The organism is Klebsiella sp. ZJOU C1 (assembly GCF_035620215.1).
In the GTDB taxonomy this organism is placed as follows: Bacteria; Pseudomonadota; Gammaproteobacteria; order Enterobacterales; family Enterobacteriaceae; genus Klebsiella; species Klebsiella variicola.
On sequence record NZ_CP141644.1, the window covers coordinates 1,495,269 to 1,520,317 of the forward strand.

Here is a 25,049-nt window from a genome sequence, read left to right on the forward strand (position 1 = left end):
ACTTGCTCATGCTCAGTAATAGATATCCAAAACGCGGGGATATATACAGGGTGAATTTCGCTTTCCAGGGCGCGTATTGTAATGCTTTGGTCGCCCCCTGACCAGTGCGAGCGTTATCACCGCAAGGGAACAAAAAATCCGGTAAACTTAACGGATTCTGCTTTAAGGATAATAGCCATGACAATTCACGCAACAGATGTCGCCATCGTGGGCGGCGGCATGGTCGGCGGCGCCCTGGCGTTGGGGCTGGCGCAACAGGGATTTACCGTGACGGTGCTTGAGAAAACGGCGCCTCCGGCTTTCGAACCGGCATCCGCCCCGGATGTGCGGATCTCGGCTATCAGCGCGGCTTCGGTCGGCCTGCTGAAGAGTCTCGGCGTCTGGGATGCCGTACGGGCGATGCGCGTCCACGCTTATCGTCGTCTGGAGACCTGGGAGTGGGAGAGCGCGCACGTCGCCTTTGACGCCGCAGAGCTCAAACTGCCGGAGCTGGGCTACATGGTCGAGAACAAGGTCCTGCAATGGGGCCTCTGGCAAGCGCTGGCGGCGCATGAAGGGGTCACCCTGCGCGTTGGTAGCGAACTGGAGGCGATGCAGCGCGGCGAGGCGCATACCGCGCTGCATTTACGCGAGGGAGAGGCGATCCACGCCCGGCTGGTGATCGGCGCCGACGGCGCCAATTCCCAGGTGCGGGAGATGGCCGGCATCGGCGTACACGCCTGGCAATATCAGCAGTCCTGTATGCTGATCAGCGTCGAATGCGCCGACGATCCCGGCGACAGCACCTGGCAGCAGTTTACCCCCAGCGGGCCGCGCGCCTTCCTGCCGCTGTTCGACCACAGGGCCTCGCTGGTCTGGTACGACACGCCTGCGCGGATCCGTCAGCTGCAGGGCATGACCATGGCGCAACTCCAGCAGGAGATCGCCAGTCACTTTCCGGCGCGGCTGGGTCGTGTGACGCCGCAGGCGGCCGGCGCTTTTCCGCTCACCCGGCGTCATGCGCTGCAGTATGTCCAGCCCGGCCTGGCGCTGGTGGGCGATGCGGCGCATACCATTCATCCGCTGGCGGGGCAGGGGGTTAACCTTGGCTACCGCGATGTGGATGCCCTGCTGGAGATCCTGGCGCAAGCGCGCGGTCGAGGCGAAGACTGGGCCAGCCTGCTGGTGCTGAAGCGCTACCAGGCGCGGCGGCGAGCGGATAATTTTATCATGCAGTCGGGGATGGATTTGTTTTATGCCGGTTTCAGCAATGACCTGGCGCCGGTGCGGATGCTGCGTAATATTGGCCTGATGGCGGCTGAACGCGCCGGGGTGTTGAAGCGTCAGGCGCTGAAGTATGCCTTAGGCTTGTAAAACCGGCTTCCCGGGCAGGGGCGTAGTGGAGAGCGCCTGCCCGGCAGTCAGTACTGCGTAAGCGTGTCAGGACGCCAATAGCAAAAAAGCTCACCGAAGTGAGCTTTTTTGCATTTAAGTGGCTGGGGTACGAGGATTCGAACCTCGGAATGCCGGAATCAGAATCCGGTGCCTTACCGCTTGGCGATACCCCAATTGTCTGTTGCGCTTTACCGTAACTACCCCGGTTGAGGGCAACAGTGCGTTCACTGCTGAACGACTTTTTAATTTGGCTGGGGTACGAGGATTCGAACCTCGGAATGCCGGAATCAGAATCCGGTGCCTTACCGCTTGGCGATACCCCAACAAATTGTTTCGGAATTATCGATGCGTATCGATACGTCCTGAATATGGTGGCTACGACGGGATTCGAACCTGTGACCCCATCATTATGAGTGATGTGCTCTAACCAGCTGAGCTACGTAGCCAAATTGTCTTACTGTTTCTTCGATGGCTGGGGTACCTGGATTCGAACCAGGGAATGCCGGTATCAAAAACCGGTGCCTTACCGCTTGGCGATACCCCAATACCGTCGCGGTGAACCGCAAATATCGAAGAAATATGGCTGGGGTACCTGGATTCGAACCAGGGAATGCCGGTATCAAAAACCGGTGCCTTACCGCTTGGCGATACCCCATCCGTACAACGCTAACTGGTGAATGGTGCGGGAGGCGAGACTTGAACTCGCACACCTTGCGGCGCCAGAACCTAAATCTGGTGCGTCTACCAATTTCGCCACTCCCGCAAAAAAGATGGTGGCTACGACGGGATTCGAACCTGTGACCCCATCATTATGAGTGATGTGCTCTAACCAGCTGAGCTACGTAGCCATCTTTTTTTCGCGTAACCTTATCGGCGTTGCGGGGCGCATTATGCGTATTGGGCCTGCGAGCGTCAACCTCTTTTTCAAGGAAAATCGTTGTAATGTGACTGTTTGGTTAGGTTGCGAACAGCTCGCTGCAATATTCGGCAATTATTGGTTATTTATCGTTTTTCAGCGGCATAAATCCTGCAAAAAGAAAACGGACCCCGGAGGGTCCGTTTCGCGTTTCACCGCCCGTCAGGGCTTATTTGTAGGCAGACTGGTGGACGCCCACCGCACGGCCTGATGGATCGTTCATGGTCTTGAACGCTTCATCCCACTCAATGGCTTTCGCTGAAGAGCAGGCCACCGACGGACCGCCAGGGACACACTCCGCCGCGCTCGGCAGCGGGAACAGCTCTTCGAAGATCTCGCGGTACAGATAGCCTTCTTTGGAGGTCGGCGTGTTGTACGGGAAACGGAAGCTCGCCGTTTCCAGCTGCTGATCGCTGATCTGCTTCGCGGCCACTTCTTTCAGCGTATCGATCCAGCTGTAGCCGACGCCGTCAGAGAACTGCTCTTTCTGCCGCCAGGCAACGCTGGCCGGCAGGTAGGATTCAAAGCATTCACGCAGCACGTGTTTTTCCATTTTGCCGTTGCCGCACATCTTATCCTGCGGGTTGATGCGCATCGCCACGTCGAGGAACTTCTTGTCGAGGAACGGCACGCGGGCTTCCACGCCCCAGGCGGACATCGCTTTGTTGGCGCGGGCGCAGTCAAACATATGCAGCGCCTGCAGCTTGCGCACCGTCTCTTCGTGCAGTTCTTTGGCGTTCGGCGCCTTATGGAAATAGAGGTAGCCGCCGAACACTTCGTCCGAACCTTCGCCGGAAAGCACCATTTTGATGCCCATGGCTTTAATTTTACGCGACATCAGGTACATCGGCGTCGAGGCGCGAATGGTGGTCACGTCATACGTTTCGATGTGATAGATAACGTCGCGGATCGCATCCAGCCCTTCCTGGACCGTAAAGTGAATTTCGTGGTGTACGGTGCCGAGGTGGTTGGCCACTTCCTGCGCCGCTTTCAGGTCAGGAGAGCCTTCCAGACCGACCGCGAAAGAGTGCAACTGCGGCCACCAGGCTTCGCTACGCTCCTGATCTTCGACGCGACGGGCGGCGAATTTCTTGGTGATAGCCGAGATGACCGATGAATCAAGACCGCCGGAGAGCAGCACGCCGTAAGGCACGTCGGACATTAGGTGGCTTTTCACCGACTCTTCCAGCGCCTGGCGCAGCTCGTTCTTATCGGTAACGTTGTCTTTCACCGCGTCGTAATCGAACCAGTCACGCTGATAGTACTGGCGAATTTCGCCGTCTTTGCTCCACAGGTAGCTGCCCGCCGGGAACTCTTTAATGGTGCGGCATACCGGCACCAGCGCTTTCATTTCGGAGGCGACATAGAAGTTGCCGTGTTCGTCATGGCCCATATACAGCGGAATAATACCGATATGGTCGCGACCAATTAAGTACGCGTCTTTCTCGCTGTCGTACAGGGCGAAGGCGAACATCCCCTGCAGGTCGTCGAGGAACTCAGGGCCTTTTTCCTGATACAGCGCGAGGATCACTTCGCAGTCAGAGCCGGTCTGGAACTGATAGCGATCGCCATACTCCGCGCGCAGCGCCTGATGGTTGTAGATCTCGCCGTTAACGGCCAGCGCATGGGTTTTTTCGGCGTTGTACAGCGGCTGGGCACCGGCGTTGACGTCGACAATAGACAGGCGCTCGTGCGCCAGAATCGCTTTGTCGCTGGCATACACGCCAGACCAGTCCGGACCGCGATGGCGCATCAGGCGGGAAAGCTCCAGCGCCTTTTTACGCAGCTCGCCTGCGTCAGTTTTAATATCCAGTACGCCAAAAATAGAACACATAGCCTTCTCCATTACCCTGTCGTGTTTGATGTTGTGCTGGCTTCGTCTCGTGGCGAAGCCTGAGTGCGTGCTTAAGAAAATGCCGTAAAGGGGGCGCTGGCGCAAGGGTTTTGCGGCCTGAAAAAGAAAAAACGCAACTGTGATTGTTGAACAGTAAAAAAAGAGTATCTTTTGAGCGACTTTATTGAAGAATACGCATTTATAGGCCGTTTTTATTAGATGGATGACTTTTGGCAGGCGCTATAAATGAAAAACCACGTCCTGCGACGTGGTTGGCATCAGAAAATATCGATTTCCGCGACGGAAGGGTAAATCCACGACGGGCGAAACGGCATGCTGTCGATGTCATCGAGGGTGGAGACGCCGGAGAGCACCAGAATCGTCTCCAGCCCCGCCTGGAAGCCGGCCAGAATGTCAGTGCGCAGGTTATCGCCGACGATCACTGTCTGCTCGGAGTGAGCCTGCATTTTGTTCAGCGCTGAACGGATGATCCACGGGCTGGGTTTACCGACGTAAAACGGCTTACGGCCGGAGATCTTCTCGATCCCGGCGCACAGCGCGCCACAGGCCGGATAGTAGCCGCGACCGTGCGTATCCGGGTTGGTGGCAATGAAGCGGGCGCCGTTGGCAACGAAGAAGGCGGCCTTATGCATCATCTCCCAGTTGAATGAACGGGTTTCCCCGACGATGACAAAATCCGGGTTCACATCGGTGATGGTAAAGCCGGCTTTGTACAGTTCGTGGATCAGCGCCCCTTCACCCACCACATAGGCTTTCTTGCCTTCCTGGCGGCGCAGGAAATCGGCGGTGGCCATCGCCGAGGTGTAAAACGCGGTATCCGGCACGTCGATGCCGGCGGTGGCGAAACGGTTGGCCAAATCCTGGCCGGTTTGCGACGGGTAGTTGGTCAGCATTACCAGCGGCATGCCTTTATCGAGGATGCGTTTGATAAACTCGGCAGCGCCGGGAACGGCGACGTTATCGTGCATCAGCACGCCGTCAATATCACAAATTATGTTTTGAATGGTCATGGTGGGTCCAGAATCATTAACAAAGACGAAACTATACTCGTCATCGATGAGGTTTCACATCGCTGGTGGACCATACCCACCAGCGACAGGGTGATGCGGATCGTTTCGCGCTATCAATAAAGAGGCGATTAGCTCTCAAGCAAGCGCTGCAGCAGCGTGCCATTGAGCATAGCGCGTTTGACCAGCGCGAAGGCGCCAATCGCTGAGCGATGGTCGAGGGTAGAACGCACCACCGGCAGGTTCTTGCGAAACGCTTTCAGCGCCTGGGCGTTAATGCAGCCTTCGATGGCCGGAAGAAGGACCTTTTCAGCTTCCACTATTTCGCCGGCGACAACGATTTTTTGTGGGTTGAACAGGTTAATCGCGATGGCGATCGTTTTCCCGAGGTGACGCCCCACGTACTCAATCACCTCGCAGGCCAGGGCATCGCCCTTGTTGGCCGCTTTGCAGATAGTTTTGATCGTGCAGTCATCCGGCGTCAGACGGCTCTGGTAGCCCTGCTCAAGCAGGTGGCGAACCCGCTGTTCGATGGCGGCATTGGCCGCGACGGTCTCCAGACAGCCGAAGTTGCCGCAGTGGCAGCGCTCGCCCAGCGGATCGACCTGAATGTGGCCAATTTCGCCGACGTTGCCGTTCCGGCCAATAAAAATGCGCCCGTTAGAGATGATGCCCGCGCCGGTACCGCGGTGCACGCGCACCAGGATGGAGTCTTCGCAGTCCTGACTTGCACCGAAATAGTGCTCGGCCAGCGCCAGGCTGCGGATGTCGTGCCCGACATAGCAGGTGACGTTGAAGCGTTTTTCCAGCGCCCCGACCAGGCCCCAGTTTTCCACCGCAATATGCGGCATATAGCGGATCACGCCGCTTTCCGGGTCGACGAGGCCTGGCAGGATCACCGAGATGGCGATCAGCTCGCGAATTTTGCGCTGACAGTTTTCGATAAAGGTGGCGATGATATTCAGCAGGGCGTGTTCCAGCGTTTCCTGGGTGCGCTCGGGCAGGGGAAAATGTTCCTCTTCCAGGGTCTTGCTGCTTAAATCATACAGGGTCAGAGTGGCGTCATAGCGGCCAAGCCGCACGCCGATGGCGTTGAAGTTGCGGGTTTCAGCGATGATAGAGATAGCGCGGCGGCCTCCGGTGGAGGCCTGCTGATCGACTTCTTTGATCAGGCCGCGCTCAATAAGCTGACGCGTGATTTTGGTCACGCTGGCAGGGGCAAGCTGGCTTTGTTCGGCTATCTGAATGCGCGAGATGGGCCCATGCTGGTCAATCAGGCGGTACACGGCCGCGCTGTTCAGTTGTTTTACGAGGTCAACGTTACCAATTTGAGCTTGTCCGCCTGCTGTCATACTTTTACTTACTCAGTGACGACCTCGTTACCATTAACGATGGTCTTGGTGATTTTATAATCGCGTGTAAAGGCGGTCAGGTTAGCGACCATGCCCGGCGCAATGCTGCCGAGCTGCTTATCCACACCGATAGCGCGCGCGGGATAGAGCGTCGCCATCCGCAATACTTCGTCCAGTGCCACGCCGCAATGCTCCACCAGATTACGCACCCCTTCAATCATGGTCAGGGAGGAGCCGCTGAGCGTGCCGTTTTCATCTACGCACAGTCCATTGCGGTAGTATATTGTTTTCCCGGCAAAAATGAACTGGTCAATATTCGCCCCCGCCGGCGCGGTGGCGTCGGTGACCAGGCACAGTTTGTCGCCTTTCAGGCGCTTGGCGTTACGTACGTTGGCATAATCGACATGCATCCCGTCGACAATAATACCGCAGTAGACATCCGGCTCGTCAAAAATCGCCCCGGCCAGACCCGGTTCGCGTCCGGTAATATACGGCATCGCGTTATACAGGTGAGTGGCGAAGGTAATGCCGGCGCGGAAGCCGACTTTCGCCTCTTTCAGCGTGGCGTTGGAGTGGCCGGCGGAGACGACGATCCCGGCGGCAACCAGCTTGCGGATCACTTCCGGCTCAACGCGCTCAGGGGCGAGGGTCACCTTGGTGATCACATCGGCGTTATCGCAGAGGAAATCGACCAGCGCGGCGTCCGGTTTACGCACGTAGTCCGGGTTGTGGGTGCCTTTCTTGACGATATTCAGCCACGGCCCTTCAAGATGCAGACCCAGCGCCTGATTCGGGTGTTTTTGCAGGTATTCGCGCATGACGCGGATACCTTGCTTCATCAGATCGTCACTGGAGGTAATCAGCGTCGGCAGGAAGCTGGTGCAGCCTGAACGTTCGTTCGCCTTCTGCATGATCTCCAGCGTTTCAACGGTGACCGCCTCTGGGCTGTCGTTAAACTGCACGCCGCCGCAGCCATTGAGCTGAACGTCGATAAAACCGGGGGCAATTATTGCGCCGTTGACCGAGCGCTGCTCCATGTCAGACGGCAAATCCGCCAGCGGACAGAGACGTTCGATTAGGCCATCGGCGATAACAACCGCATGGTCATCGAGAATTTCATGACCGGTATAAACCCGGCCCTGGGTTAATGCATACATTACGACCCCCGGTATATACGCCCCATCAGGTCAGCGATCGTTCGTTTGCCGCCGGCATGATGATGCATACAAAGAAAAAGAGGGTCCCGCGCAAGTGGCGGGACACGACTACATTACAGACCTTTAATATTTTCAGCTTCTAATTCGTTGAAATATTTCAGGGTTTTCACTTTCAGCTCCATGGTGGACGGCTCGTCGCAGACAATCACCGCCTTCGGATGCAGCTGCAGGCAGGTAATGGTCCACATATGGTTGACGTTACCTTCTACCGCCGCCTGCAGCGCTAGCGCTTTCTGATGACCCAGCACCAGAATCATCACTTCTTCTGCATCCAGCAGGGTGCCTACGCCCACGGTCAACGCGTATTTCGGCACCAGATCCACATCACCATCGAAGAAGCGGGAGTTCGCCACACGGGTGTCATGGGTCAGGGTCTTAATACGGGTGCGGGACGCCAGAGAAGAGGCCGGTTCGTTGAACGCGATGTGACCATCGTTGCCTACGCCGCCCATGAACAGGTGGATTTTACCGTAGGAACGAATTTTTTCTTCATAGCGACGGCATTCCGCATCGATGTCCGGCGCGTTACCATTCAGCAGATTGATATTTTCTGCCGGAATATCAACGTGGTCAAAGAAATTACGGTGCATGAAGCTATGATAGCTTTCCGGATGCTCTTTTGGCAGGCCGACATATTCATCCATATTAAAGGTGACGACGTGTTTGAAGCTAACCTGGCCTGCTTTATGCATTTCAACCAGCGCTTTGTAGGCGGTCAGCGGAGTGCCACCGGTAGGCAGACCCAGCACGAACGGGCGGTCCGCGGTCGGTTTGAATGCATTAATACGGTTAACGATGTGGCGGGCAGCCCATTTACCGACCTGCTCAGCGGTTACCAGGGGGATCAGTCTCATTCTTCACCTCTATAGTTAAAGTAGATTCTGGCGGATTGGCGCCAGCACTCTGAGGAGAGTATTGCAGCAACTGCGCCGACCGGGGTCAATCCGTGTTGATTTTTTGAATGATAAAATAAGTTTTCGATGTTAGCCAGTGAAAGGGAGGGGGGAATACGATATTTGGTGATAATTATCACAAAAAATACCCGTTTAATTTGCGATACGAATTAATTTTTCACACACTTTGCCGGTAAGTGATAAAACCGACCTTGTTACACAATAAAAAAGTGGCTTTGAAAATGAGCCTCATCGGGGTCTCATAGGGGGAATAAGATGAATATTTTAGGTTTCTTTCAGCGACTGGGTAGGGCGTTGCAGCTCCCTATCGCAGTGCTGCCGGTCGCGGCATTGCTGCTGCGTTTCGGGCAACCAGACCTGTTGAATGTACCCTTCATCGCGCAAGCGGGTGGGGCGATCTTCGATAATCTGGCGCTGATCTTCGCAATTGGTGTGGCATCAAGCTGGTCCAAGGATAACGCGGGTTCTGCGGCGCTGGCCGGCGCAGTAGGGTATTTCGTGATGACCAAAGCGATGGTCACCATCAACCCGGAAATTAACATGGGCGTGCTGGCCGGTATCATTACCGGTCTGGTGGCAGGGGCGGTGTACAACCGCTGGGCCGGCATCAAGCTGCCGGACTTCCTGAGTTTCTTCGGCGGCAAACGCTTCGTGCCGATCGCCACCGGCTTCTTCTGTCTGATCCTCGCCGCGATCTTCGGCTACGTCTGGCCGCCGGTGCAACACGCTATCCACTCTGGTGGCGAATGGATCGTCTCCGCAGGGGCGCTCGGTTCCGGTATCTTTGGTTTCATCAACCGTCTGCTGATCCCAACCGGTCTGCATCAGGTGCTGAACACCATCGCCTGGTTCCAGATTGGTGAGTTCACTAACGCCGCTGGCGCTGTGTTCCACGGCGACATCAACCGCTTCTACGCCGGCGACGGCACCGCGGGGATGTTCATGTCCGGCTTCTTCCCGATCATGATGTTTGGTCTGCCGGGTGCGGCGCTGGCGATGTATCTGGCGGCGCCGAAAGCGCGTCGTCCGATGGTCGGCGGTATGCTGCTGTCCGTAGCCATCACCGCGTTCCTGACCGGGGTAACCGAGCCGCTGGAATTCCTGTTCATGTTCCTGGCTCCGCTGCTGTACCTCCTGCACGCGGTGCTGACCGGTATCAGCCTGTTCATCGCAACAGCGCTGGGGATCCACGCGGGCTTCTCCTTCTCCGCAGGTGCAATTGACTATGTGCTGATGTACAGCCTGCCTGCGGCCAGCAAAAACGTCTGGATGCTGCTGGTGATGGGCGTGGTGTTCTTCTTCGTCTACTTCCTGCTGTTCAGCGCGGTGATCCGCATGTTCAACCTGAAAACGCCGGGTCGTGAAGACAAAGCCGCTGACGTGGTAACGGAAGAAGCCAACAGCAACACTGAAGAGGGCCTGACCCAGCTGGCGACCAGCTATATCGCCGCGGTGGGCGGAACCGACAACCTGAAAGCCATTGACGCCTGTATCACCCGTCTGCGTCTGACCGTGGGCGATTCGGCGAAAGTGAACGACGCGGCCTGTAAACGTCTCGGCGCGTCCGGGGTGGTGAAACTGAATAAGCAAACCATCCAGGTTATCGTCGGTGCGAAAGCAGAATCTATCGGCGATGAGATGAAAAAAGTGGTTACCCGCGGCCCGGTAGCGGCAGCAGCAGCCGCACCGGCTGGCAAAGTCGCCACCGCAGCGCCAGCGGCTAAACCGCAGGCGGTAGCGAATGCGAAGACCGTTGAGTCGCTGGTTTCGCCGATTACCGGTGACGTGGTGGCGCTCGAACAGGTGCCGGACGAAGCCTTCGCCAGCAAAGCCGTCGGCGACGGTATCGCGGTGAAACCGACCAGCAACATCGTTGTCGCGCCAGCGGCGGGTACTGTGGTGAAAATTTTCAACACTAACCACGCGTTCTGCCTCGAAACCAACAACGGCGCGGAAATCGTCGTCCACATGGGGATCGACACCGTGGCGCTGGAAGGCAAGGGCTTCAAACGTTTGGTTGAAGAGGGCACGGACGTGAAGGCCGGTGAGCCGATCCTGGAAATGGATCTGGACTTCCTCAACGCCAACGCGCGCTCAATGATTAGCCCGGTCGTCTGCAGCAATAGCGATGACTACAGCGCGCTGGTGATACTGGCGAGCGGTAAGGTCGTTGCCGGCCAGACGCCGCTGTATGAGATTAAAGGCAAGTAAGGCTCCTGAGTCGAGTTTATGCCTCAGCGGCGAAGGGAAACCTTCGCCGCTTTTTTTTCCAGCAATCGGCCCCATAATCCTCTTCTGATACCTATTTTACGTAACTAATAGTTGTCACTACGTCCTGCTTGTAAGATCATGTGCCGTTATACGTTGTTTACGCTTTGAGGAACCCGTGATGAGTGAGGCAGAAGCCCGCCCGACTAACTTTATCCGTCAGATCATTGATGAAGATCTGGCTACCGGTAAACATACCACCGTTCACACTCGCTTCCCGCCGGAGCCGAACGGTTATCTGCACATTGGCCATGCGAAATCCATCTGCCTGAACTTCGGCATCGCGCAGGATTATCAGGGTCAATGCAACCTGCGTTTCGATGACACCAACCCGGTGAAAGAAGATATCGAATACGTGGAGTCGATTAAAAACGACGTGCAGTGGTTAGGTTTCCACTGGTCCGGGGACGTTTGCTACTCGTCTGATTACTTTGATCAGCTGCATCAGTATGCGGTTGAGCTGATCAACAAAGGTCTGGCCTATGTTGATGAACTCTCTCCTGATGAAATTCGCGAATACCGCGGCACCCTGAAAGCGCCGGGTAAAAACAGCCCGTATCGCGACCGCAGCGTGGAAGAAAACCTGGCGCTGTTTGAAAAAATGCGCAGCGGCGGCTTCGAAGAGGGTAAAGCCTGCCTGCGCGCGAAGATCGATATGGCATCGCCGTTCATCGTGATGCGCGATCCGGTGCTGTACCGCATTAAGTTCGCTGAGCATCATCAGACCGGCAACAAGTGGTGCATCTACCCGATGTATGACTTCACCCACTGCATCAGCGATGCGCTGGAAGGCATCACCCACTCGCTGTGTACCCTGGAGTTCCAGGACAACCGCCGCCTGTACGACTGGGTGCTCGACAACATCAGCATTCCGGTTCACCCGCGTCAGTATGAATTCTCGCGCCTGAATCTCGAATACACCGTGATGTCCAAGCGTAAGCTGAACCAGCTGGTGACCGAGAAGCACGTGGAAGGCTGGGATGACCCGCGTATGCCGACCATCTCTGGTCTGCGTCGCCGTGGCTACACCGCTGAATCCATCCGCGAGTTCTGCAAGCGCATCGGCGTGACCAAGCAGGACAACACCATCGAGATGGCATCGCTGGAGTCCTGCATTCGTGAAGATCTGAATGAAAACGCCCCGCGCGCGATGGCGGTGATCGATCCGGTGAAACTGGTTATCGAGAACTATCCGCAGGGCGAAAGCGAAATGGTGGCGATGCCGAACCATCCGAACAAGCCGGAAATGGGCAGTCGTGAAGTGCCGTTCAGCGCCGAAATCTGGATCGATCGCGCTGACTTCCGTGAAGAAGCCAACAAACAGTACAAGCGTCTGGTGCTGGGTAAAGAAGTGCGTCTGCGCAATGCCTACGTGATCAAAGCGGAACGCGTGGAGAAAGATGCCGAAGGCAATATCACCACTATTTTCTGCACCTACGATGCCGATACCCTGAGTAAAGATCCGGCCGACGGTCGCAAGGTCAAAGGCGTGATCCACTGGGTGAGTGCGGCGCATGCGCTGCCGGTGGAGATCCGTCTCTACGATCGCCTGTTCAGCGTACCAAACCCGGGGGCGGAGGAAGATTTCCTCGCGGTAATCAACCCGGATTCGCTGGTGATTAAGCAGGGATATGCGGAGCCGAGCCTGGCGCAGGCCGAAGCAGGCAAAGCTTACCAGTTTGAGCGTGAAGGTTACTTCTGCCTCGACAGTCGCTATGCAAACGCCTCCAGTCTGGTGTTCAACCGCACTGTCGGGCTGCGTGATACCTGGGCGAAAGTCGGCGAATAAATTTCCCTCTCGTAAAAGCGTCGCACCTTGCGGCGCTTTTTTTTTGTTTCAGAATCAGCCAATTAAACTTTTCATTTTCGCGATGCGAATTAATCCTGTTACTGCGCGGTAATAAATAGCGCTTCTGATGTTTCCTGTCATATACAAAAAACCAATGTAATCGCTTTCAGTTCTTCTATTTTTCCCTGATTTTGCAATGACTTCCATGACAAAATTATCAGGGATAAGACTGTAACAAAAAGACATAAATTATGTGCGCTTTGTCATAATCTTAAGCTTTGCCTCACGAAAAACATTGATAATTCGCGTCACGAAAAATAGTCTATCTACAGTGGTTTCGCGGCCTTTTTCACCGCCCCACATTTTGCAGTTTTATTTATTTTTTTAGCGAATGACCGTTGGTCTTCGCCTTTTAAAACGTCAAAGAGGATATGCACATGCGTACGTTTAGTGGCAAACGTAGTACGCTGGCGCTGGCTATTGCCGCCGTCACCGCGATGTCGGGCTGGGTTGTGGTTCCGCAGGCCAGCGCAGCAGGCTTTATCGATGATTCAACCTTAACCGGCGGTATCTATTACTGGCAGCGTGAGCGTGACCGTAAAGATGTCACCGACGGCGACAAATATAAAACCAACCTTTCCCACTCCACCTGGAACGCTAACCTGGACTTCCAGTCCGGCTATGCTGCCGATATGTTTGGCCTTGATATTGCTGCATTTACCGCGATTGAAATGGCCGAGAACGGCGATAGCGGCCACCCGAACGAAATTGCCTTCTCATCGCGCAACAAAGCCTATGACGAAGACTACTCCGGCGATAAGAGCGGTATCAGCCTGTATAAAGCCGCCGCGAAATTCAAATACGGTCCGGCGTGGGCACGTGCGGGCTATATCCAGCCAACCGGCCAGACTCTGCTGGCCCCGCACTGGAGCTTTATGCCAGGTACCTATCAGGGGGCGGAGGCCGGGGCTAACTTCGACTATGGCACGGCGGGCGCGTTAAGTTTTTCCTATATGTGGACGAACGAGTATAAAGCGCCATGGCATATCGAGATGGACGATTTCTATCAGAACGACAAGAAAACCAAAGTTGATTATCTCCACTCCGTCGGCGCCAAATATGATTTCAAAAACGACCTGGTGCTGGAGGCGGCATTTGGTCAGGCTCAGGGCTATATCGATCAGTACTTTGCAAAAGCCAGCTACAAGTTTGACGTCGCCGGCGCGCCGCTGAGCACCAGCTACCAGTTCTACGGCACCCGCGATAAGGTCAGCAACGGCGGGGTCAATGACATCTATGACGGCACCGCATGGCTGCAGGCGTTAACCTTCGGCTATAAAGTGGCGGATGTGCTGGACCTGCGTCTGGAAGGCACCTGGGTGAAGGCCGATGGCCAGCAGGGCTACTTCCTGCAGCGTATGACGCCGACCTATGCCTCTTCCAACGGTCGTCTCGATATCTGGTGGGATAACCGCTCCGACTTTAACGCCAACGGCGAAAAAGCGGTCTTCTTCGGCGCGATGTATGACATGAAAAACTGGGATATGCCTGGCTGGGCGTTTGGCGCGTCTTATGTCTACGCCTGGGATGCGAAGCCGGGAAGAATGTCCTCTCCGGATGCGTACTATGACCCTGACTATCGCCTGAAAGAATCGGCTTACAGCCTGGATGCGTTGTATACCGTGCAGGAAGGTCGGGCGAAGGGCACCCTGTTCAAACTGCACTTTACCCAGTACGACAACCATTCCGATATTCCGAGCTGGAGCGGCGGCTACGGCAACATCTTCCAGGATGAGCGCGACGTGAAGTTCATGGTTATCGCCCCGTTCACTATTTTCTGATGCCTGCGCGGCGGGCGTGAGCCTGCCGCACCTCTGGGAGAACGACAATGAAAAAAATGCTGCTTATTGCCATGATGGCCTCGGGTCTGGTGGCCTGCGCCACGTCGCCGGCACCGAAAGAAGACACCAAACTCAAAGATGCCTATAGCGCCTGTATTAATACGGCGGAGGGGAATCCGGACAAGATTGAAGCCTGTCAGAGCGTACTGAATGTACTGAAAGAGGATAAACAGCACCAGCAATTTGCCAATCAGGAGAGCGTTCGCGTCCTGGATTACCAACAGTGTATTCAGGCCACCCGCACCGGCAACGATCAGGCGGTGAAAGCGCGCTGCGACCAGATCTGGAAGGAGATCCGCAGCAATAATACGACCCATTAAATCAGACGTTAGCGGCAAACGGGCGGAGCATACCTCCGCCCGTTTGTTTTTTTAGCGCTGACTCTCCGCCGGCTGATAGCCTCGGCTCAGCCGCACGAACAGCAGCGCGGTGGCAATGAACCCGCACAGCGCGGCGCACATTAGCCACCAGCCCGGCGCGCTTTTATCGCCGGTGAGCTCGACCAGGGCGGTAGAGATAGCCGGCGTCAGGCCGCCGAAAATGGCAGTAGCGAGACTAAAGGCCAGAGAGAATCCCACAGTGCGGACGTACACCGGCATCACTTCGGTTAGCGCCGCCACCATCGCGCCGTTATACATGCCAAAAAAGAACGAGAACCACAGCAGGACCAGCGTCATACGCGTAAAATCGGGCGCGGCGGTGAGCCAGTGCATCACCGGCCAGGTGGTGAGCAGCGCCAGCACGGTAATGCCCATCAGCACCGGGCGACGACCGATCCGGTCAGAGATCGCCCCGCCAATCGGTAACCAGATAAAGTTAGAGATGCCCACCAGCATGGTCACCAGCAGGCTGTCGCGAGCGCTGAGGTGCAGCACCGCTCTGCCGTAGGTCGGCGTATAGACGGTGATAAAATAAAAGGTGGTGGTGGTCATCGCCACCAGCAACGTCCCGGCGGTAATAATGCGCCAGTTCCTGGCGATAGTGGTCAGGATCTCTTTAGTATCCGGGCGATGTTTACGCTGCAGGAATTCCTCTGTTTCCTGCAGCGAGCGGCGCAGCACGAAAATCAGCGGAATAATCAGGCAGCCAATGAAGAAAGGGATGCGCCAGCCCCAGTCGGCGATCTCCTCATGCTCAAGCGTGGCGTTCAGCGCATAGCCAATCAACGCCGCCATGACGATAGCCACCTGCTGGCTGGCGGACTGCCAGCTGGTATAGAAGCCTTTATTGCCCGGCGTGGCGATTTCCGACAGATAGACCGACACCCCGCCAAGCTCGACGCCCGCGGAAAACCCCTGCAGCAAGCGGCCCACTAACACGAGGATCGGCGCCAGCACGCCGATGGTCTGATAGCCAGGTACCAGGGCGATGAGTAGCGTCCCGCAGCCCATGATCGCCAGGGTGACCATCAGCCCTTTGCGGCGCCCGATTCTGTCGATATAGGCGCCGAGGACCACCGCGCCGATGGGGCGCATCAGGAAGCCCGAACCAAACACCGCAAAGGTCAGCATCAGCGCTGCGAACTCGCTCTCCGCCGGAAAGAAGGTGCGGGCGATATAGGTGGCATAAAAGCCAAACAGGAAAAAGTCGAACTGTTCGAGAAAATTACCGCTGGTCACGCGGAGGATAGCGCCGACGGTGCCGGCGCGCGTGGATTGTTGCGTCATAGGGTGTGCTCTCCATTGTCTTTATCTTGTTTTTATAGAGGTAAGAGGGAGCGGGTTAGTCGCCTGCGACTGCCGCCTGTTTTCCGCGCCGCTTCTCAATTGCCCACTTGAGTAGCGCCGCACAGCGATAAAATCCGTGGGCAAATTTTCCGTAGGGAAGGGTTAAGAACAGGGCCATTACCACCCCGAGGTGAACAGCGAGCAAAATACCCATCCATGAGGTATCCCGTCCCGCCAGCAGCGCCAGGCCGGTGAAGCTGGTCAGCAGCAGTAGCAGGATAAAGCCGCGGTCCATCGGTTTTTGTCGTGCATCGCCGTGCAACGGCGACCGGCGCAGGTTTAGCCACAGCAGGCCAGCTGGCCCCACCAGCAGGCCGATGCCGCCAAGGGTCCCCAGCAGCACCGGGACGCTGAAGAACGGGTAGGGAGCTTCCCGGTCGGCGAAATAGTGATAGCCCGTGGCCACCACGGTGGCGGCGAAGCAGAGCATAAAGCCGTAGAAGGTGAAGTGGTGGAAACGGCGGCGCAGCAGGGTGAAGGCGTCATCGGCTTCGTTGCAGCCTTTGCCATGCCCGCCATCGAGATATTTCAGCGTCAACGCATCCTGTGAGGCCTTGGCGATATCAACCGCGTGCGGCTGGCCCGGGGAGATCTCGCGCCAGAAGCGGATCACCCCGGTCATCAGCAAGCCAAAGGCCAGCACGAAGACCGAGCCAAACATCCACGCCAGCAGGTTATGCGGGAATATCTGATAGAAATCGCCCGCCAGCGGCGGATGAAGCAGCGAGCCTTTGAGCCCCATCGCCAGCAGCAGAAAGAAAATCAGTCCGCCGACCAGCGCCAGTACGGTGGTCACACCAGCCCGGCGGTACAGGCTGCCAAAGGCGGCGGGCTGGGCGTAATGCTGATAAGTTTCCAGCCGAACTTCGGCCATCGCCTTCGGCACGTTAATCGCGAATTCGTGCGGCGGCGCGTACTGACAGGCGTGCAGGCAGGCGCCGCAGTTATGACACAGGTTAGCCAGATAGTTAATATCTGCTTTGCCAAAGGCCAGGCGCTGGGTCATCGCCGGGAATACGGCGCAAAACCCTTCGCAGTAGCGGCAGGCGTTACATACCTGCATCACCCTTTCCACTTCCGCCTCCGGCTCGGTGATGATCTGCGCCTCAATGATCAGCTTCTCAAGCGACTTCATGGTGTTTCTCCTGCTGTGCCGCCCGGGCGGCTTGCTGGCCGGCAATGCGGCCGAAGGTGGTGCCGATCGACATCCCGACGCCGGCGGTATAGCCTTTGCCCAGCACGTTGCCAGCCATCATTTCCCCGGCGACAAACAGGTTGCGGCTGGGTTTACCGGCGAAGTGGACGGCGGCGGTGTCGTCGACGTAGAGCCCGAGGTAGGTGAAGGTGATCCCCGGACGTAAGGCATAGCCGTAGTAAGGCGGCGTATCGATAGGCCGCGCCCAGTGGGTCTTTGGCGGCGTCAGGCCGGCGGTGGCGCAGTTATCCAGGCGGGTATGATCGAACTGGCCTGGCGCGCAGGCGGCATTATAGTCGGCGATGGTTTGCGTAAAGCGTTCGCTGTCCAGGCCGAGCTGGCGGGCCAGCTCGGGAAGGGTGTTGGCCTGAGCGCCGGGAAAGACGGGCGGCATAAAGTGGCCGATGGCTTTGCTGTCGATGATCGAGTAGCCGATTTGCCCGGGCTGGTGGGCGACCAGCCGGCCCCAGATGGCATAGCGTTTGGGCCAGAAATCTTCTCCTTCATCGTAAAAACGGTCGGCATCGCGGTTGACCACTACCCCCAGCGACACGCAGTCGACGCGGGTACAGATCCCGCCATCGTAGAGCGGCGCCCGGGCGTCAATGGCGACGCAGTGGGACTGCGAGGGATCGCCGATAATATCGGCCCCGGCGTCGATCATAAACTTGAGCAGCACTCCCTGGTTGAAGCGGGTGCCGCGGATGAGAAAGTTATCGGCGGGCCATTCACCGCGGTCATTTTGCCCCCAGGCCTCGCGCAGCCATTCGCGGTTGGATTCAAATCCGCCGGCGGCGAGGACGCAGCTTTTCGCAACAATCCGTTCCTCGCCCGCCAGCGCGGCGACAAATTCGCCGTTGCGCAGCTCGAGAGCCTGCACCGGCGTGTTGTAGCGGATCTGCACCCCCATCTGCTCCGCGCTGCGGTAATAGGCATTGACCAGCGCTTTGCCGCCGCCCATAAAAAAGGCGTTGGTGCGGGCTACGTGCAGGGCGCCGGAGAGCGGCGGCTGAAAGTTAACTCCGTGCTGGCGCATCCAGTCCCGGCATTGTGACGAGGTGCGGATCACCAGTCGGGCCAGCGCTTCGTTGGTATTCCCCTCGGTGACGCGCAGCAGATCCTGCCAGTACTCTTCTTCCGGGTAGCTGTCGACCAGCACGTCCTGCGGCGCATCGTGCATACAGCGCAGGTTACGCGTGTGCTGCGAGTTGCCGCCGCGCCACTCCCGCGGCGCCGCCTCCAGCAGCAGCACCGAGGCGCCAGCTTCCCGGGCGGTTAAGGCGGCGCATAGCGCGGCATTGCCGCCGCCAATCACCAGTACATCCACCATTATCGGCTCCCTTACAATTTAATTAATTGTTAAATTTGTAATGGGAATGTAGGTGGTAACAGCGGTGAGGCGCTATGGTGTAATGCTAAAGAGGGGTTTAGTGAGCGTAAAGGGTAGCACCCGGCCAGCGGTCAGACTCCACCAGCTGGCGCATGACTTTGCTGAGTATCACTCGAGCCGCAAGGCCTGCCGGAGTGAGTTCATCATCAGACAGACTGACCAGAAAGTTGGGGCGACTGAGTATCGGGTTGACGACGTCGATCACCCTCAGCGCCTGATGCTCGAGGTGGGAGATGGCGGCCCCGGGCTGCAGGGTGGCCCCCAGTCCGCTGCGCACGGCCTGCATCAGCAGGGCCAGACCGTCAATGTCCGCCACCACCTCAACGCTGAGATGATGCTGCTGGCAAACTGCCTCCAGCCTGCCGCGCAGGCCATGGCCCTGGCTTGGCATAATCAACGGCAGGGAGGTGAGCTGGTCAGGGGAGATGTGGTCCTCCTGCAGGGGGGCCAACAGCGCATGGGTGCCAATCAGGAACAGGCGTTCTTCCAGCACCGGTCTGGCGCTCCAGCGCAGGATCTTTTCCTGCTGGAAAACGATAGCTAAATCGAGCTGGCGGGTGTTGATCATCCGCTCCAGATTACCGGAGAGGCTTTCCACCAAATGCAGGCGCACGTCGGGATAGCTTTCGCGCATCGCATTGATGAACGGGACGCCGAGAACGGAGGCGGTGCTGGGGGCCATGCCGACGCTAACGTGGCCTGACAGGCGCGCCTCGCGGGCGGCGAGGATGGCATCATCGGCATGGCTCAGCGCCAGCTGTGCCTGCGAGTAGAAAGCGAGACCCGCGCTGGTGGGCGTGACCCCGCGGGAGGTCCGCTGCAGCAGGCGAATGGCCAGTTCGTTTTCCAGGCGTGCGATCTGCTGGCTGAGCGCCGAGACGCCGATATTAAGATCAAGCGCGGCGCGCCCCATGCTGCCGGTTTCAACAATGCGCACAAAATAGCGTAGCTGGCGAAGTTCCATATCAACTCTCCGGACAAAACGGGGACGCGGGAAGGTCACCTGTGGGACGAGAGCGGTAAGGGCAGCAGAGGCGCCCATAAAAAAGCCAACCGGCAGGTTGGCTTTTCAGTCTCAGCGAAGCGGGGAATTATTTTTCCACCGCGTCGTGGGCGTGTTCGTCCTCGCGGCAATCACCTTCCGCACAGTGGCCGTACAGATACAGACTGTGGTTGGTCAGGCGGATGCCGTGGCGGGAGGCAATTTCACGCTGGCGTAATTCGATCGAGTCATCGCTGAATTCGATCACTTTGCCGCAGTCGAGGCAAATCAGGTGATCGTGGTGATGCTGCTGGGTCAGTTCGAAAACGGATTTACCGCCTTCAAAATTATGACGAGTCACGATACCGGCATCATCAAACTGGTTGAGTACGCGGTAAACGGTCGCCAGACCGATCTCTTCGCCCATGTCGATCAGGCGTTTATATAAGTCTTCCGCACTGACATGATGGTTATCCGGTTCCTGCAGCACTTCAAGGATTTTCAGTCGAGGAAGTGTGACTTTCAGGCCAGCCTTCTTTAATGCGGTATTGTTGTCAGTCATGCGGAATCTGTCCTGTTGCTAAACGATCTACTTCCTTCAACGGAAGTCATACAGAAATTAACCCGACGTAATGCGTCTCATTATAGAACTGCCACTGGTAAATGAAAACTGCAAGCATCAGGCCTGGTTTGCTGTCAAAAACGAGGCACCAGCTACAAACTGCGTCACGTGCCTCGTAGAATCAGAGGACATTGTACAGATATGTGATTAAAAGTTAAAAACTTGTAGCTATTAGTTTGATTGCTTTTGTCTATTAATGCGACGCAACTCAATGATTGCGCCGCTTAATCATCAGGCGTTTTTGATTTCTTCGAGGTGCAGCTCTTCGGCAACCTGCTTCACCCATTTCTCAACGCGCTCGTTGGTCAGCTCCGGCTGGCGGTCTTCATCAATGGCGAGGCCGACGAAGTGGTCGTCATCTGCCAGGCCTTTGGAGGCCTCAAAATGATACCCGGCTGTCGGCCAGTGACCGACGATGGTCGCGCCGCGCGGCTCAATGATGTCGCGGATGGTGCCCAGCGCGTCGCAGAAGTATTCTGCGTAGTCTTCCTGGTCGCCACAGCCGAACAGCGCCACCAGTTTACCATTGAAGTCGATCTCTTCCAGCGTCGGGAAGAAGTCGTCCCAGTCACACTGCGCTTCGCCGTAGTACCAGGTCGGGATACCGAGCAGCAGAATGTCGTGGGCTTCCAGGTCTTCTTTGCTGCTTTTGGCAATGTCGTGAACATCAGCAACATCTTTACCAAGCTGCTTTTGAATCATTTTTGCAATATTTTCGGTGTTGCCGGTGTCGCTGCCAAAAAAGATGCCGATGATTGCCATGAGTAAAATAACCTCTTGAAACTTAAATGATGTGGTAGGGACGCGATGCCCATAGATAACGGCAATCATAGCAGAACAGGCAAGGGCGCGGAAACAGCAATCACGCCCGACTGCACACTCTGCTACACGAATGCGGATTTTTCGCGGAAAGTTAGACTTTTCCCTGGCTGTGCAGGGCGCGCAATTGGGTCATCAGCATCTCTTCAATGAGATCGCTACGGCTCATATTACGCGCTTCCGCCAGTTCATTGAGCGCATCGACCGCGTCGGCGTTGAGTTTTAACTCGACGCGCTTCAGCCCGCGAACCTTATCGCGTTTCAGCTGGTTACGTTTGTTGATGCGCAGTTGTTCATCGCGCGACAGCGGATTGGTTTTCGGTCTTCCCGGGCGACGCTCGTTTGCGAACAAATCTAATGTCGTACGGTCCGTTTGTTCTTTTGCCATGATTCTGAGTGACTTCGGGGAAACAAGCTGCCGGGCTCTAGCCGGCGCAGATAGCGCGCCATCATACATCAGGCGAACGGCTGCGCCAACGACCGCGGGCATTCTGCGGCGCGGTCGGGCATATTTTAGCCAATCAGGCGGCGATGCTCGTCAGATAGCGGCGGATGGCGCGTAACACCGCCTCGGGTTTCTCGGCATGCACCCAGTGTCCGGCGCCAGCGATGACGTGCGCCCGGGCCTGCGGGAACTGCGCCAGCAGCGCGTCGCGGTAGGCGTCGGTCACATAGGGCGAGTTGCCGCCGGGAATAAACTGCGTCGGGTGCGGCCAGGCCGGAATGGTTTCCCAGCCGACGATATGCGGGTACTGGTCCCACAGCACCGGCACGTTAAAGCGCCATTCGCCGTCGACAAAAGATTTCAGCAGGAACTGAATCACGCCCTCTTCCCGCAGATGCTCACGCATCACCTGCGCCGCCTGCTGGCGGCTGCTGGCGGAGGATTCGCTGACGGCGCGGATAGCGGCGAAGATCTCATCATGGCGGCGCACATGATAATCCACCGGCGCGATATCGATCGCCACCAGTCCGCTGATGCGTTCCGGCGCCAGGGCGGTCAACGCCATCACCGCTTTCCCGCCCATCGAATGGCCGATAAAGGTGGCGCGCTCGATCTGGTGCGCGTCGAGCGTATCAAGCAGATCCTGCGCCATGGCGGGGTAGGTCATCTCTGGCGATCGCGGCGACAAACCGTGGTTGCGCATATCGACCTGCACAATATCGTGGTCGGCGATCAGGTCGCGGGCGAGGATGCCCAGGTTGTCCAGGCTGCCAAACAGACCGTGGACCAGCACGATCGGGGAGTGGTTGTGCGGATTCTGTGCAGATTGCGCTCGGCTATTTAATTTCATGGCAAAGTTCTTTTTTTCGCTCCGTCGGGTTAGGGTATTATGTTGGACATTCTGCCATCCGGCTGCAAGACCCAGAAGTTTTCTGAGTTTTACCGCCATCCTGGTTTGACGCTATCCGCGGTTGGGATTTGTACTTATAATCCCAACGATTTGTATTCAGAAAAGATATCGCACTGGATTAAGATGAAAACAATTGAAGTTGATGATGAACTCTATCGCTATATTGCCAGCCACACTCTGCATATCGGCGAGAGCGCATCCGACATTTTACGGCGCATGCTGAAATTTTCCGCCGTTTCCCAACCGGCTACACCGGTCAGCAAAGCCGCGCCGGCACTGGCGCCAGCGCCTGCCGTGGAGGTGAAACCCGCTAACCCGGCGAAAGATAAAGTCCGCGCCATGCGCGAGCTGCTGTTATCTGATGAATACGCCGAGCAGAAGCGTGCGGTGAACCGTTTCATGCTGGTGTTGACGACCCTCTATTCTCTGGACAATAAAGCATTTGCCGAGGCGACCGAGTCTCTGCATGGCCGCACGCGCGTCTACTTTGCAGAAGATGCGCGTACGCTGCTGAAAAGCGGTAATCAGACCAAACCAAAACAGGTTCCTGGTACACCGTGGTGGGTTATCACTAATACCAATACCGGCCGTAAATGCAGCATGATTGAGCACATCATGCAGTCGATGCAGTTCCCTGCGGAGCTGATTGAAAAGGTTTGCGGCACGATCTAGCTTTTTAACATTTGCACCAGAAGGATCAGGCAATGGCAATCGATAAACGTGCGGGGCAGCCTGCGCAACAGAGTGATTTGATTAACGTCGCCCAACTGACTGCTCAGTACTACGTGCTGAAGCCTGAAGTCGGTAATGCGGAGCATGCGGTAAAATTCGGCACCTCTGGCCATCGCGGTAGCGCGGCGCGCCACAACTTCAACGAACCGCATATCCTGGCCATCGCCCAGGCCATTGCGGAAGATCGTGCGAAGAACGGGATCACCGGTCCGTGCTATGTCGGCAAAGATACCCACGCCCTTTCCGAGCCGGCGTTTATTTCGGTGCTGGAAGTGTTAACCGCCAACGGCGTTGACGTGATCGTGCAGGAAAACAACGGCTTCACTCCGACGCCGGCGGTCTCCAATGCGATTCTGGTGCATAACAAAAAAGGCGGTCCGCTGGCAGACGGCATTGTGATCACCCCGTCACACAACCCGCCGGAAGATGGTGGTATCAAGTACAACCCGCCAAACGGCGGCCCGGCTGATACCAACGTCACCAAAGTGGTGGAGAACCGCGCCAACGAACTGCTGGCCGCCGGCCTGCAGGGCGTGAAACGCATTTCTCTGGACGCGGCGCTGGCTTCTGGTCACGTTAAAGAACAGGATCTGGTGCAGCCGTTCATTGAAGGGCTGGCGGACATCGTCGACATGGCGGCGATCCAGAAAGCGGGCCTGACGCTGGGTGTCGATCCGCTGGGCGGGTCCGGTATCGAATACTGGAAACGTATTGGCGAACACTACAAGCTCAATCTGACCATTGTGAACGATCAGGTTGACCAGACCTTCCGCTTTATGCACCTCGATAAAGACGGCGCCATCCGTATGGACTGCTCCTCAGAGTGTGCGATGGCAGGCCTGCTGGCGCTGCGCGATAAGTTCGATCTGGCGTTTGCTAACGATCCGGATTACGACCGCCACGGGATTGTCACCCCAGCCGGGTTGATGAACCCGAACCACTACCTGGCGGTAGCGATCAACTACCTGTTCCAGCATCGTCCGCAGTGGGGCAAAGAGGTGGCGGTGGGGAAAACGCTAGTCTCCTCCGCGATGATTGACCGGGTGGTGAACGATCTGGGCCGCAAGCTGGTGGAAGTGCCGGTGGGCTTTAAATGGTTTGTCGACGGCCTGTTCGACGGCAGCTTCGGCTTCGGCGGCGAAGAGAGCGCCGGGGCCTCCTTCCTGCGCTTTGACGGCACGCCATGGTCCACCGATAAAGACGGCATCATCATGTGCCTGCTGGCGGCGGAAATCACCGCAGTGACCGGGAAAAACCCGCAGGAGCATTATAACGAACTGGCTGAACGCTTCGGTGCGCCGAGCTACAACCGCCTGCAGGCTTCCGCAACTTCCGCGCAGAAAGCGGCGCTGTCCAAGCTCTCTCCGGAAATGGTCAGCGCTGACACCCTGGCGGGCGATCCGATCACTGCTCGTCTGACCGCGGCGCCGGGCAACGGGGCGGCGATTGGCGGCCTGAAGGTGATGACCGACAACGGCTGGTTCGCGGCGCGTCCGTCAGGCACCGAAGACGCCTACAAGATCTACTGCGAAAGCTTCCTCGGCGAAGAGCATCGCAAGCTGATTGAAAAAGAAGCGGTAGAGATTGTCAGCGAAGTGCTGAAGAACGCGTAACCGCAGCCAAACATCAGGCCC

The 25,049-nt window shown here is 57.0% G+C and carries 20 protein-coding genes and 7 tRNA genes; 7 read left to right on the plus strand and 20 right to left on the minus strand.

The window, feature by feature from the left end:
* Positions 1 to 177: 177 nt before the first annotated feature.
* Positions 178 to 1,353: a 3-demethoxyubiquinol 3-hydroxylase gene (gene ubiF / locus SPE70_RS07015; RefSeq protein ID WP_022065695.1), complete on the plus strand. Its 1,176-nt coding sequence runs from the start codon at positions 178 to 180 to the stop codon at positions 1,351 to 1,353.
* A gap of 119 nt (positions 1,354 to 1,472) precedes the next feature.
* On the opposite strand, the gene SPE70_RS07020 is transcribed toward ubiF, so the two are convergent.
* The 12 genes from SPE70_RS07020 to nagB all read right to left on the minus strand — a co-directional run bounded on the left by SPE70_RS07020 (position 1,473) and on the right by nagB (position 8,575).
* Positions 1,473 to 1,547 (minus strand) — tRNA-Gln (locus tag SPE70_RS07020).
* A gap of 75 nt (positions 1,548 to 1,622) precedes the next feature.
* Positions 1,623 to 1,697, minus strand: a tRNA-Gln gene (locus tag SPE70_RS07025).
* A gap of 46 nt (positions 1,698 to 1,743) precedes the next feature.
* Positions 1,744 to 1,820: transfer RNA gene (locus tag SPE70_RS07030), tRNA-Met, on the minus strand.
* 23 nt (positions 1,821 to 1,843) lie between these two features.
* A tRNA-Gln gene (locus SPE70_RS07035) sits at positions 1,844 to 1,918 on the minus strand.
* A 36-nt stretch (positions 1,919 to 1,954) separates the two neighbouring features.
* Positions 1,955 to 2,029 (minus strand) — tRNA-Gln (locus tag SPE70_RS07040).
* Positions 2,030 to 2,052: 23 nt separating this feature from the next.
* Positions 2,053 to 2,137 (minus strand) — tRNA-Leu (locus SPE70_RS07045).
* 8 nt (positions 2,138 to 2,145) lie between these two features.
* Positions 2,146 to 2,222 (minus strand) — tRNA-Met (locus SPE70_RS07050).
* Positions 2,223 to 2,459: 237 nt separating this feature from the next.
* The gene (gene asnB, locus SPE70_RS07055) at positions 2,460 to 4,124 is read right to left on the minus strand and encodes an asparagine synthase B (RefSeq protein ID WP_008805652.1); all 1,665 of its coding nucleotides are present in this window, start codon (positions 4,122 to 4,124) and stop codon (positions 2,460 to 2,462) included.
* A 278-nt stretch (positions 4,125 to 4,402) separates the two neighbouring features.
* The gene (locus SPE70_RS07060; protein WP_008805653.1) at positions 4,403 to 5,155 is read right to left on the minus strand and encodes an HAD-IIA family hydrolase; all 753 of its coding nucleotides are present in this window, start codon (positions 5,153 to 5,155) and stop codon (positions 4,403 to 4,405) included.
* 128 nt (positions 5,156 to 5,283) lie between these two features.
* Positions 5,284 to 6,504, minus strand: coding sequence for a DNA-binding transcriptional regulator NagC (nagC, locus tag SPE70_RS07065; RefSeq protein WP_008805654.1), 1,221 nt, complete (start codon positions 6,502 to 6,504; stop codon positions 5,284 to 5,286).
* 8 nt (positions 6,505 to 6,512) lie between these two features.
* On the minus strand, positions 6,513 to 7,661 hold the full coding sequence (gene nagA / locus SPE70_RS07070) for an N-acetylglucosamine-6-phosphate deacetylase (protein ID WP_012542447.1): 1,149 nt from the start codon (positions 7,659 to 7,661) through the stop codon (positions 6,513 to 6,515).
* 113 nt (positions 7,662 to 7,774) lie between these two features.
* Positions 7,775 to 8,575 carry a glucosamine-6-phosphate deaminase gene (gene nagB, locus SPE70_RS07075; protein WP_012542446.1) on the minus strand — a complete coding sequence of 267 codons (801 nt, stop codon included), beginning with the start codon at positions 8,573 to 8,575 and terminating at the stop codon, positions 7,775 to 7,777.
* A gap of 315 nt (positions 8,576 to 8,890) precedes the next feature.
* Here nagB and nagE point away from each other — a divergent pair, with 315 nt between their 5' ends.
* From nagE to chiQ, 4 genes are all read left to right on the plus strand, one after another.
* Entirely contained in the window at positions 8,891 to 10,846 is a 1,956-nt protein-coding gene (nagE, locus tag SPE70_RS07080) for a PTS N-acetyl glucosamine transporter subunit IIABC (RefSeq protein WP_064170651.1), read from the plus strand.
* Between the two features lie 178 nt (positions 10,847 to 11,024).
* Positions 11,025 to 12,692 (plus strand): glutamine--tRNA ligase, encoded by a 1,668-nt coding sequence (gene glnS / locus SPE70_RS07085; protein ID WP_012542445.1) that lies wholly within the window; start codon positions 11,025 to 11,027, stop codon positions 12,690 to 12,692.
* A gap of 437 nt (positions 12,693 to 13,129) precedes the next feature.
* Positions 13,130 to 14,533, plus strand: coding sequence for a chitoporin ChiP (chiP, locus tag SPE70_RS07095; RefSeq protein ID WP_008805658.1), 1,404 nt, complete (start codon positions 13,130 to 13,132; stop codon positions 14,531 to 14,533).
* Positions 14,534 to 14,580: 47 nt separating this feature from the next.
* The gene (gene chiQ, locus SPE70_RS07100) at positions 14,581 to 14,913 is read left to right on the plus strand and encodes a ChiQ/YbfN family lipoprotein (RefSeq protein WP_008805659.1); all 333 of its coding nucleotides are present in this window, start codon (positions 14,581 to 14,583) and stop codon (positions 14,911 to 14,913) included.
* A 51-nt stretch (positions 14,914 to 14,964) separates the two neighbouring features.
* On the opposite strand, the gene SPE70_RS07105 is transcribed toward chiQ, so the two are convergent.
* The 8 genes from SPE70_RS07105 to ybfF all read right to left on the minus strand — a co-directional run bounded on the left by SPE70_RS07105 (position 14,965) and on the right by ybfF (position 22,623).
* Positions 14,965 to 16,260 carry an MFS transporter gene (locus SPE70_RS07105; RefSeq protein WP_008805660.1) on the minus strand — a complete coding sequence of 432 codons (1,296 nt, stop codon included), beginning with the start codon at positions 16,258 to 16,260 and terminating at the stop codon, positions 14,965 to 14,967.
* Between the two features lie 55 nt (positions 16,261 to 16,315).
* A complete protein-coding gene (gene tcuB / locus SPE70_RS07110) occupies positions 16,316 to 17,455 on the minus strand; it encodes a tricarballylate utilization 4Fe-4S protein TcuB (RefSeq protein WP_022065691.1) in 1,140 nt (379 codons plus the stop codon).
* A complete protein-coding gene (tcuA, locus tag SPE70_RS07115) occupies positions 17,442 to 18,845 on the minus strand; it encodes an FAD-dependent tricarballylate dehydrogenase TcuA (RefSeq protein WP_008805662.1) in 1,404 nt (467 codons plus the stop codon). Before tcuA ends, tcuB begins: the two co-directional genes overlap by 14 nt.
* A gap of 97 nt (positions 18,846 to 18,942) precedes the next feature.
* Positions 18,943 to 19,869, minus strand: coding sequence for a tricarballylate utilization LysR family transcriptional regulator TcuR (gene tcuR / locus SPE70_RS07120; RefSeq protein WP_064170652.1), 927 nt, complete (start codon positions 19,867 to 19,869; stop codon positions 18,943 to 18,945).
* 127 nt (positions 19,870 to 19,996) lie between these two features.
* A complete protein-coding gene (gene fur, locus SPE70_RS07125; RefSeq protein WP_002894761.1) occupies positions 19,997 to 20,449 on the minus strand; it encodes a ferric iron uptake transcriptional regulator in 453 nt (150 codons plus the stop codon).
* A gap of 291 nt (positions 20,450 to 20,740) precedes the next feature.
* Positions 20,741 to 21,271 (minus strand): flavodoxin FldA, encoded by a 531-nt coding sequence (gene fldA, locus SPE70_RS07130; protein WP_002894765.1) that lies wholly within the window; start codon positions 21,269 to 21,271, stop codon positions 20,741 to 20,743.
* Between the two features lie 151 nt (positions 21,272 to 21,422).
* On the minus strand, positions 21,423 to 21,716 hold the full coding sequence (gene ybfE / locus SPE70_RS07135) for a LexA regulated protein (protein ID WP_012542441.1): 294 nt from the start codon (positions 21,714 to 21,716) through the stop codon (positions 21,423 to 21,425).
* Between the two features lie 133 nt (positions 21,717 to 21,849).
* Positions 21,850 to 22,623: an esterase gene (ybfF, locus tag SPE70_RS07140; protein ID WP_012542440.1), complete on the minus strand. Its 774-nt coding sequence runs from the start codon at positions 22,621 to 22,623 to the stop codon at positions 21,850 to 21,852.
* A gap of 183 nt (positions 22,624 to 22,806) precedes the next feature.
* Between ybfF and seqA the strand changes: the two genes are divergently transcribed.
* Together seqA and pgm are read left to right on the plus strand one after the other, a co-directional pair.
* Positions 22,807 to 23,355, plus strand: coding sequence for a replication initiation negative regulator SeqA (gene seqA / locus SPE70_RS07145; protein ID WP_012542439.1), 549 nt, complete (start codon positions 22,807 to 22,809; stop codon positions 23,353 to 23,355).
* Between the two features lie 32 nt (positions 23,356 to 23,387).
* Positions 23,388 to 25,028: a phosphoglucomutase (alpha-D-glucose-1,6-bisphosphate-dependent) gene (pgm, locus tag SPE70_RS07150; RefSeq protein WP_002894773.1), complete on the plus strand. Its 1,641-nt coding sequence runs from the start codon at positions 23,388 to 23,390 to the stop codon at positions 25,026 to 25,028.
* The last annotated feature ends 21 nt before the right edge of the window (positions 25,029 to 25,049 follow it).

Excerpts from the sequence above, each read along its gene's own strand:
- ybfF (WP_012542440.1), bottom strand. The coding sequence starts at position 22,623 with ATGAAATTAAATAGCCGAGCGCAATCTGCACAGAATCCGCACAACCAC.
- nagA (WP_012542447.1), bottom strand. The coding sequence starts at position 7,661 with ATGTATGCATTAACCCAGGGCCGGGTTTATACCGGTCATGAAATTCTC.
- ubiF (WP_022065695.1), top strand. The coding sequence starts at position 178 with ATGACAATTCACGCAACAGATGTCGCCATCGTGGGCGGCGGCATGGTC.
- SPE70_RS07105 (WP_008805660.1), bottom strand. The coding sequence starts at position 16,260 with ATGACGCAACAATCCACGCGCGCCGGCACCGTCGGCGCTATCCTCCGC.
- pgm (WP_002894773.1), top strand. The coding sequence starts at position 23,388 with ATGGCAATCGATAAACGTGCGGGGCAGCCTGCGCAACAGAGTGATTTG.
- glnS (WP_012542445.1), top strand. The coding sequence starts at position 11,025 with ATGAGTGAGGCAGAAGCCCGCCCGACTAACTTTATCCGTCAGATCATT.
- nagE (WP_064170651.1), top strand. The coding sequence starts at position 8,891 with ATGAATATTTTAGGTTTCTTTCAGCGACTGGGTAGGGCGTTGCAGCTC.
- fldA (WP_002894765.1), bottom strand. The coding sequence starts at position 21,271 with ATGGCAATCATCGGCATCTTTTTTGGCAGCGACACCGGCAACACCGAA.
- fur (WP_002894761.1), bottom strand. The coding sequence starts at position 20,449 with ATGACTGACAACAATACCGCATTAAAGAAGGCTGGCCTGAAAGTCACA.
- seqA (WP_012542439.1), top strand. The coding sequence starts at position 22,807 with ATGAAAACAATTGAAGTTGATGATGAACTCTATCGCTATATTGCCAGC.
- tcuB (WP_022065691.1), bottom strand. The coding sequence starts at position 17,455 with ATGAAGTCGCTTGAGAAGCTGATCATTGAGGCGCAGATCATCACCGAG.
- chiQ (WP_008805659.1), top strand. The coding sequence starts at position 14,581 with ATGAAAAAAATGCTGCTTATTGCCATGATGGCCTCGGGTCTGGTGGCC.
- tcuR (WP_064170652.1), bottom strand. The coding sequence starts at position 19,869 with ATGGAACTTCGCCAGCTACGCTATTTTGTGCGCATTGTTGAAACCGGC.
- asnB (WP_008805652.1), bottom strand. The coding sequence starts at position 4,124 with ATGTGTTCTATTTTTGGCGTACTGGATATTAAAACTGACGCAGGCGAG.
- nagB (WP_012542446.1), bottom strand. The coding sequence starts at position 8,575 with ATGAGACTGATCCCCCTGGTAACCGCTGAGCAGGTCGGTAAATGGGCT.
- nagC (WP_008805654.1), bottom strand. The coding sequence starts at position 6,504 with ATGACAGCAGGCGGACAAGCTCAAATTGGTAACGTTGACCTCGTAAAA.
- chiP (WP_008805658.1), top strand. The coding sequence starts at position 13,130 with ATGCGTACGTTTAGTGGCAAACGTAGTACGCTGGCGCTGGCTATTGCC.
- tcuA (WP_008805662.1), bottom strand. The coding sequence starts at position 18,845 with ATGGTGGATGTACTGGTGATTGGCGGCGGCAATGCCGCGCTATGCGCC.
- SPE70_RS07060 (WP_008805653.1), bottom strand. The coding sequence starts at position 5,155 with ATGACCATTCAAAACATAATTTGTGATATTGACGGCGTGCTGATGCAC.
- ybfE (WP_012542441.1), bottom strand. The coding sequence starts at position 21,716 with ATGGCAAAAGAACAAACGGACCGTACGACATTAGATTTGTTCGCAAAC.